Annotated in this window: 10 protein-coding genes and 1 pseudogene; all 11 read left to right on the top strand. The window is 68.4% G+C overall.

Features of this window, described 5'->3' with window-relative positions:
- Window positions 1–176, top strand: a pseudogene (locus Q7P21_RS17670) (cytochrome c oxidase subunit I); the annotation flags it as partial.
- Between the two features lie 80 nt (window positions 177–256).
- Complete coding sequence (gene cyoE / locus Q7P21_RS17665) at window positions 257–1228, top strand: heme o synthase (protein ID WP_304171221.1); 972 nt, start codon at window positions 257–259, stop codon at window positions 1226–1228.
- Window positions 1225–1377 carry a hypothetical protein gene (locus tag Q7P21_RS17660; RefSeq protein ID WP_304171223.1) on the top strand — a complete coding sequence of 51 codons (153 nt, stop codon included), beginning with the start codon at window positions 1225–1227 and terminating at the stop codon, window positions 1375–1377. Before cyoE ends, Q7P21_RS17660 begins: the two co-directional genes overlap by 4 nt.
- Window positions 1355–2014: a cytochrome c oxidase assembly protein gene (locus Q7P21_RS17655; RefSeq protein WP_304171224.1), complete on the top strand. Its 660-nt coding sequence runs from the start codon at window positions 1355–1357 to the stop codon at window positions 2012–2014. The genes Q7P21_RS17660 and Q7P21_RS17655 overlap by 23 nt, the downstream gene beginning before the upstream one ends.
- Window positions 2015–2088: 74 nt before the next feature.
- On the top strand, window positions 2089–2967 hold the full coding sequence (locus Q7P21_RS17650; protein ID WP_304171226.1) for a cytochrome c oxidase subunit 3: 879 nt from the start codon (window positions 2089–2091) through the stop codon (window positions 2965–2967).
- A 4-nt stretch (window positions 2968–2971) separates the two neighbouring features.
- Window positions 2972–3334, top strand: coding sequence for a DUF983 domain-containing protein (locus tag Q7P21_RS17645; protein WP_304171228.1), 363 nt, complete (start codon window positions 2972–2974; stop codon window positions 3332–3334).
- Window positions 3324–4052: an SURF1 family protein gene (locus tag Q7P21_RS17640; protein ID WP_304178134.1), complete on the top strand. Its 729-nt coding sequence runs from the start codon at window positions 3324–3326 to the stop codon at window positions 4050–4052. The genes Q7P21_RS17645 and Q7P21_RS17640 overlap by 11 nt, the downstream gene beginning before the upstream one ends.
- A complete protein-coding gene (gene thrC / locus Q7P21_RS17635; RefSeq protein ID WP_304178133.1) occupies window positions 4052–5443 on the top strand; it encodes a threonine synthase in 1392 nt (463 codons plus the stop codon). The genes Q7P21_RS17640 and thrC overlap by 1 nt, the downstream gene beginning before the upstream one ends.
- A gap of 58 nt (window positions 5444–5501) precedes the next feature.
- Entirely contained in the window at window positions 5502–6710 is a 1209-nt protein-coding gene (locus Q7P21_RS17630; protein WP_304168108.1) for a pitrilysin family protein, read from the top strand.
- A 54-nt stretch (window positions 6711–6764) separates the two neighbouring features.
- Window positions 6765–7376 (top strand): GNAT family N-acetyltransferase, encoded by a 612-nt coding sequence (locus tag Q7P21_RS17625; RefSeq protein ID WP_304168067.1) that lies wholly within the window; start codon window positions 6765–6767, stop codon window positions 7374–7376.
- A 50-nt stretch (window positions 7377–7426) separates the two neighbouring features.
- Window positions 7427–7545: hypothetical protein (locus Q7P21_RS17620; protein ID WP_304178135.1), on the top strand; the 119-nt coding region annotated here is incomplete at its 3' end.

The raw sequence follows: 7545 nt of genomic DNA, 5'->3' as shown, positions 1-7545 counted from the left end.
CCCTGGTCGGGGTCGGGGTGTTCCTGGCCATGCTCTTCGAGGCGGCCATCCGTCGTCGCAAGGCCGAGGCCAATCCCTGGGGCGTGGGCGCCACGACCCTCGAATGGACCCTGTCCTCGCCGCCGCCGTTCCACCAGTTCAATGAACTGCCGGTGGTCAAGCCAGACCTGCATTAGGTCCGGGCACTAAGAAGTCGAAGAGGGCGCGGGCTGGGACGATCCGGCGCGCGCCCTTCTTCCGTTTTGAGAGTAGAGCCATGGCGATGTCACCCGCCGCTACCCGCGCCGCCATGCCTGCCCGTTGGCAGGACTACCTGCAGCTGATGAAGCCCAGGGTCATGTCGCTGGTGGTGTTCACCGCGATCACCGGCCTGATCTGCGCCAACGCCCCGATCAATCCGATCCTGGGCGCCATCGCGGTGTTCTGCATCGCCGTGGGGGCTGGCGCCTCGGCCTCCCTGAACATGTGGTTCGACGCCGATATCGACGGCATGATGCGCCGCACTCGGGGCCGCCCGGTCCCGGCCGGCCGGGTCCAGGCCGCCGACGCCCTGGCGCTGGGCGTGGTGCTGTCCCTGTTCTCGGTGATGCTGCTGGGCATGACCGTGAACTGGCTGGCGGCGGGCCTCCTGGCCTTCACCATCTTCTTCTATGCCGTGGTCTATACGATGTGGTTGAAGCGCTCGACGCCGCAGAACATCGTCATCGGCGGCCTGGCCGGCGCCCTGCCGCCGGTGATCGGCTGGGCGGCGGCGACGGGCGCCGTGCCGCTGAACGCCTGGCTGCTCTGCGCCATCATCTTCATGTGGACCCCGGCCCACTTCTGGGCGCTCTCGCTCTACACCAGCGAGGACTACGCCAAGGCCGGGGTGCCGATGATGCCGGTGACCGCCGGCCCGGCCTCGACCCGCAAGCAGATCCTGATCTACAGCCTGCTGTTCGTGCCGATCTGCCTGCTGCCCGTCCTGACCGGCCTGGGCGGGGCGATCTATCTGGCGGTGGCGGCGCTGGGCGGACTGGTGTTCCTGGTCCTGGCCTGGCGGGTGTTCAAGAGCCGCGCCGGCGAGGCGCCGGACGAGCGCCAGGACGACGGGCTCTATGACGTAAAGGCGGGATCCAAAGACGCGCGCAATCTGTTCGCCTTCTCGATCCTCTATCTCACCCTGCTTTTCGCCACCCTGCTGGCGGAGCATCTGCTGGGCCTGCCGGCCATGGGAGCTGTGCTGTGAGTGATCCGAATCTGGAGAGCCCGGAGGCGGCGCGCGCCCGCCGTGGCCGCAATATCGCCTTGGCCCTGGGGCTAGGACTGTTCGTCCTCCTCGTGTTCATCGTCACCCTTGTCAGGCTCGGCGCCAATGTCGCTCAACAACCCTTCTGATCCCACGCCACCGGCGGCCAAGACCGTCGATCCGTCGGTCCGTCGCAACCGCCTGGTGGCGCTCATCTGCGGGGCGGTGTTCTTCGGCATGGTCGGCGCGGCCTACGCGTCCGTGCCGCTCTACAAGGCCTTCTGCCAGCTGACCGGTTATGACGGCACCATCCGCCAGGCCAAGGTCGCGCCGGGCGAGGTGCTGGGCAAGACGCTGACCATCCGCTTCGACGCCAATGTCAACGAACTGCCCTGGACCTTCACAGCCGAGCAGACCTCGCAAAAGGTCAAGATCGGCGAGACGGGGCTGGCCTATTTCAAGGTCACCAACAATTCCAGCAAGCCGCTCACCGGCCACGCCGTCTACAATGTGGTGCCCGAGCAGGCCGGATCCTACTTCCAGAAGCTCGAGTGCTTCTGCTTCTCCGACCAGACGATCGCGGCCGGCAAGACCGTCGAATTCCCGGTCGTCTATTTCGTCGATCCGCAATATGCGAGCGACGTGAACACCAAGGGCAAGGGGGAGGTCACGCTCTCCTACACCTTCTATCCTGCCGTGGGACCGAGCAGCGGCGCCAAACGCGCCGATGCATCGCAGCCCAAGACGCCTTCAGCCCTTGGCGGAACGCCCAGGGCAGGGCTATAGCGTGACGCGAAATATCTTGCGCCGACTGGGGAAAGACGAGTCGGCCATGGACTTTGAGAGGGGTTAGGACCGAAATGTCTGCGGGCGACGTCAAGCACGACTACCACCTGGTGAACCCCAGCCCGTGGCCGCTGGTGGGCTCCGCCTCCGCGACCATCATGGCGCTGGGCGGGGTGACCTGGATGAAGGGCCTGTTTGGCCTGGAAAAAGGCACTTCCTGGCTGTTCTACGCGGGTCTGGCCGGCGTCCTGTTCACCATGCTCGGCTGGTGGTCGGACGTCATCAAGGAAGCCAACAAGGGCGATCACACGCCGGTCGTCTCGATCGGCCTGCGCTACGGCATGATCATGTTCATCGCCTCGGAGGTGATGTTCTTCGTGGCGTGGTTCTGGATCTTCTTCGAGATGGCCCTGTTCCACCATCACCGGACGCTGTCCTCGATCGAGGAAGTGCGCACGGCCTGGGCCACCTGGCCGCCCAAGGGCGTCGAGACGGTGACCGCCTGGAACCTGCCGCTGGTCAACACCCTGACCCTGCTGCTCTCGGGCACCACGGTGACCTGGTCGCACCACGCGCTGCAGGTCGGTGACCGCAAGGGCGCCAAGATCGGGCTGATCCTGACCATCCTGCTGGGCGTGATGTTCACCTCCATCCAGGCCTTCGAGTACAACCACATTCTCGAGCACAAGTACTTCTTCTCGGAAGAAGCCTCGAGCGCCGGCCTCTATGGCTCGTCCTTCTTCATGGCCACCGGCTTCCACGGCTTCCACGTGCTGATCGGCACCATCTTCCTGACGGTCTGCCTGATCCGTCTGATGGGCGGCGCCTTCACCCCGAAGCAGCATTTCGGCTTCGAGGCGGCGGCCTGGTACTGGCACTTCGTCGACGTCGTCTGGCTGTTCCTGTTCGCGTTCATCTACGTGATCTTCGGCGGCGCCGTGACGGCCGGCTAGGGACATGGCGACCGGTCATAATCCGCTGCTGGCGGGCCTGGCTGGTCGCTGCCCCAATTGCGGCGAGGGACCTCTGTTCGAGGGGTTCCTCACCGTCTCCAAGTCCTGCGAGGCCTGCGGCTATGACCTGGCCAAGGGCGATTCCGGCGACGGCCCCGCCGTCTTCGTGATCATGATCGCCGGCTTCCTGGTGGCCTTCGCCGCCGTCTATGTCGAATTCACCATCCATCCCCCCATCTGGGTGCATCTGATCATCTGGCTGCCGCTGACGGTGGTGGTGTGCCTGGGGCTGCTGCGCCCGATGAAGGGCCTGATGCTGGCGGCCCAGTTCGCCAACAAGGCCTCCGAAGCCCGGCATGACGACTGAACCATCCCGGCGCTTCCCGATCGGCCTGACGATCGCCGCGGCCATCGCTTTCACCATCCTGATCGGCCTGGGCGTCTGGCAGGTGAAGCGCCTGGCCTGGAAGGAAGCCCTGCTGGCGCGGATCGCCGCCCTGCAGGCCGCCCCCGCCCGGCCCCTGGCCGGCGCCCTGGTCGACATGGCGGCCGGCGGCGACGCCGACTTCACCCGGGTGATCGTCCAATGCCCCGGCCTGGCTAAGAAGCCGTTCCTCGAACTCTACGCCGTCCGCGAGGGCGAGGCGGGCCTGAGGCTGATCTCGGCCTGCAAGGTCGCCGAGGGTGGCTATGACGCGATCCTGGTCGACCGGGGCTTCGTGTCGGGGAGCGTCTCGGCGCGGCCTCCGGTCGACGCCGCCGACGCCACGCCCTTCACCCTGACCGGGGTGCTGCGCCGCCCCGACAAGCCGACCTTCGTCACCCCGCCCAATGAGGTGGCCAAGAACCACTGGTACTGGCGCGACGCCAAGGCGATGGCCCAGGCGCTGGGCGCTGCCCGTCCGGCGCCCCAGGTGCTGATGGCCGAGACCCCGACCAATCCCGACTGGCCGGCCCTGGTCCCGGCCCCGGTGCCCGCCGAGATTCCCAATCGGCACCTCGAATACGCCCTGACCTGGTTCGGCCTTGCCGCCGCCCTGGCGGGCGTCTATGCCGCGCTCCTCTGGCGCAAGTGGAAGGGTTGATGCGGTACGTCTCCACGCGGGGGCAGTCGCCCTCGGTCGGCTTTGTCGACGCGATCCTGGCGGGCCTGGCGCCCGACGGCGGTCTCTATGTTCCCGAAGAGTGGCCGACCTTCTCCCACGAGGAGATGTCCGCCTTCGCCGGCAAGCCCTATGCCGAGGTGGCGACCGCCGTGCTGGGCCGCTTCACCGGCGATGAGATCCCGGCCGACATCCTGGCCGAGATGTGCGCCGAGGCCTATGCCAGCTTCACCCACTCCGCCGTCGCGCCCCTGGTGCAGATCGCGCCGGGCGGGTTCCTGGCCGAGCTGTTCCATGGCCCGAGCCTGGCCTTCAAGGACGTGGCCATGCAGCTGCTGGCCCGGCTGTCCGACCATGTGCTGGGCGCCCAGAAGCGCACCCAGACCATTCTCTGCGCCACCTCCGGCGACACCGGCGGCGCCGCCGTCGAGGCCTTCCGCGGCCGCGCCAACACCCGCATCGTCGCCATGTTCCCGGATGGCCGCATCAGCGAGGTGCAGCGCCGTTTCATGACCACGGCGGCGGAATCCAACGTCCGCTGCGTGGCCGTGGCCGGCACCTTCGACGACTGCCAGGCGATCCTCAAGGACGCGCTCGGCGACCAGGCGCTGAAGCAGTCGGTGGGGCTGTCGGCGGTCAATTCGATCAACTTCGCCCGCATCGTCGCCCAGTCGGTCTATTACTTCACCACCGCCGTGGCCCTGGGCGCGCCGCACCGCGAGGTGTCGTTCTGTGTGCCCTCAGGCAATTTCGGCGACGGCTTCGCCGGCTTCGTGGCCAAGCGCATGGGTCTGCCGATCTCGCGGATCATCATCGCCACCAATTCCAACGACATCCTGGCCCGCGCCTTCGAGGAGGGCCGCTATGTCCGGGGCGTCGTAGCCGAGACCCAGTCGCCGGCCATGGATATCCAGTCGGCTTCGAACTTCGAGCGGCTCTATTACGAGTGCGTCCGCCGCGATGGGGTGGAGACCGCCCGGGCCTTCAAGGCGTTCGGCGAGACCGGGGTCATCAACATCCCGCCCCAGGCCCTGGCCATCATGCGCGAGACCTTCGTCGGCGTAGCGGTGGGCGAGGGCGACACCAGCCGCACCATCGTCGCCACCCTGAACGAGACCGGCGAGATGATCGATCCGCACACCGCCGTGGCCGTCGCCGCCTTCCGCCGGCTGCGCGACCACACCAGCCCCGTGGTGGTGCTGTCCACCGCCCACGCCGCCAAGTTCCCTGAAGCGGTCCACGCGGCCACCGGCGAGACCCCGGTCATGCCGCGCAAGGCCCTGTCCCTGGCCGGCAAGTCCGAGCGCTATGACCGGCTGCCGGCCGACGCGGAGGTCATCAAGGCCTATGTCCGCGCCTTCGCGGAGGCCTGAGGCGGGCTTGGCCAGCCTCCACACCCTGTCCAATGGCGTGCGGGTCGTCTGCGACCCCATGCCCGGCCTGCAGACCGTCGCCCTGTCCGTCGTCGCCGGTCGCGGCGCCCGGTTCGAGGACGCCGAGCGTTCCGGCTGGTCGCACCTCCTGGAACACATGGTCTTCAAGGGCGCGGGCGACCGCTCGGCCCGCGAGATCGTCGAGGTGATCGAGGCCGAGGGCGGCCAGGTCAACGCCGCCACCGGCTATGAACGCACCAGCTTCCAGGTCCGCGCCCTGGCCGGCGGGCTCGACCTGGGATCCCATGTGCTGGCCGACCTGGTCCTGCGCCCCAATATCGACGCCGCCGACCTGACCCGCGAGAAGCAGGTGGTGGGCCAGGAAATCGCCGAGGCGGCCGACACTCCCGACGACATCGTCTTCGAGATGGCCCAGTCTGCGGCCTTTGGCGACCAGCCCCTGGGTCGGTCGATCCTGGGCACCGACGCCTCCATCGCCCCAGCCACGCCGGAGACCCTCGCCGCCTGGCGCAGCGAGCTCTACGCCCCCCAGACCCTGATCTTCGCCGCCTCCGGCGCGGTGGACGAGGAAGAGGTCCTGCGGCTGGCCGAACGCGACTTCGGCGCGGCCAGCGGCCAGGGCGCCGCCGAGCCGCCGCCAGGAACCTTCACCGGCGGCGCAGTGGTCGAGGCCAAGCGGCTGGAGCAGGCCAATCTGGTCTTCCTGCTGCCGACCGTGGGCGTGCTGCACGAGGACTATTTCGCCCTGCGCCTGTTCGCCGAGATCCTGGGCGGCGGCATGGCCTCGCGGCTGTTCCAGGAAGCCCGCGAGAAGCGCGGCCTGGCCTATGCGGTCGACGCCTATGCCGAAACCTATGCCGAGACCGGGGTGATGGGGGTGTTCGCAGGCTGCGCGGCCTCTGACGCCGCCGAGCTGGCCAAGGTGGCGGCCGGCGAGATCATGGGCCTGGCCCAGCGGGTCGAGGCGGCCGAGCTTTCCCGCGCCAAGGCCCAGTTGAAGGCCGGCCTGTTCATGGCCCGCGAGTCGCCCCTGTCCCGCGCCGAGCAGGCGGCGGGCCAGGTCCTGCTGTTCGGCCGGGTGCTGACGCCGGAGGAGGTCGCCCGCGACATCGACCAGGTCGAGGCCCCCGATCTGATCCGCATCGGCTCCGGCCTATTGGCGAGCGGCCGGGCCGCGGTCAGCGTCCTGGGTCCCAAGTCCGCCCTGAAGGCCGCCGAGGCCTTCCCCCGCGCCCTGTTCGGCTGATCGCCGCTGATCTCGGGGATTGACGCCCGCGCAAATCAGGCGAGGCTGCGCCCCATGGCCCTGCTGGACTGGATCGCGCCGGAAAGCGGCCTACGCGTGGAGGGGGACGGGATCTTCCTGCGTCCGCCCAAGGCCAGCGACTATCCGGAGTGGCGCGACCTGCGCGCCCGCTCGCGGGAGTTCCTGCAGCCCTGGGAGCCGACCTGGCCGGTCGATGATCTCAGTCGAGCGGCCTTTCGGCGCAGACTGACCGCCTATGCGCGCGACCGCGAGGTGGGCTCGGCCTATCCGTTCTTCGTGTTCCGCGCCCAGGACGGCGCGCTGACCGGCGGCATCACCCTCTCCAATGTCCGACGCGGCGTCGCCCAGATGGGATCGGTCGGCTATTGGTGCGGAAAACCCTATGCGCGCCAGGGGCTTACCCTGAACGCCGTGCGCGCCCTGGTGCTGTTCTCGTTCCGCAGCCTGGCCCTGCATCGCCTGGAGGCCGCCTGCCTGCCGGAGAACCAGCCCTCGCGGCGGCTGCTCAACCGGGCCGGGTTCGCAGAGGAGGGCTTCGCCAAGGCTTATCTGAAAATTAACGGCGTCTGGCGCGATCATGTCCTGTTCGGGCTTGTGTCGCCGCTTCGCGCGCATGATGGCCCGGACGAGGGTGTGTCGGTCTAGAGCAGTTCATTCCCGCTCGCCGGCGGGTTGCGGCCGGAAGTCTTGAGGCGATGCCGAACGACCGTTGGATCTGGGACGCCACGACGACGCTGGAAGCGTTGGGCGCCGCGGACGTCGCCCTCTGGCTCTGGGAGCCGGAGCGTGACCGGCTGCGCGTCACCGGCGCCTC

Origin of the sequence: Phenylobacterium aquaticum, from assembly GCF_947378715.1 — a bacterium.
In the GTDB taxonomy this organism is placed as follows: domain Bacteria; phylum Pseudomonadota; class Alphaproteobacteria; order Caulobacterales; family Caulobacteraceae; genus Phenylobacterium; species Phenylobacterium aquaticum_A.
Note: the sequence above shows the minus strand (reverse complement) of the source record. Positions and strands in the feature narration are given on the sequence as shown.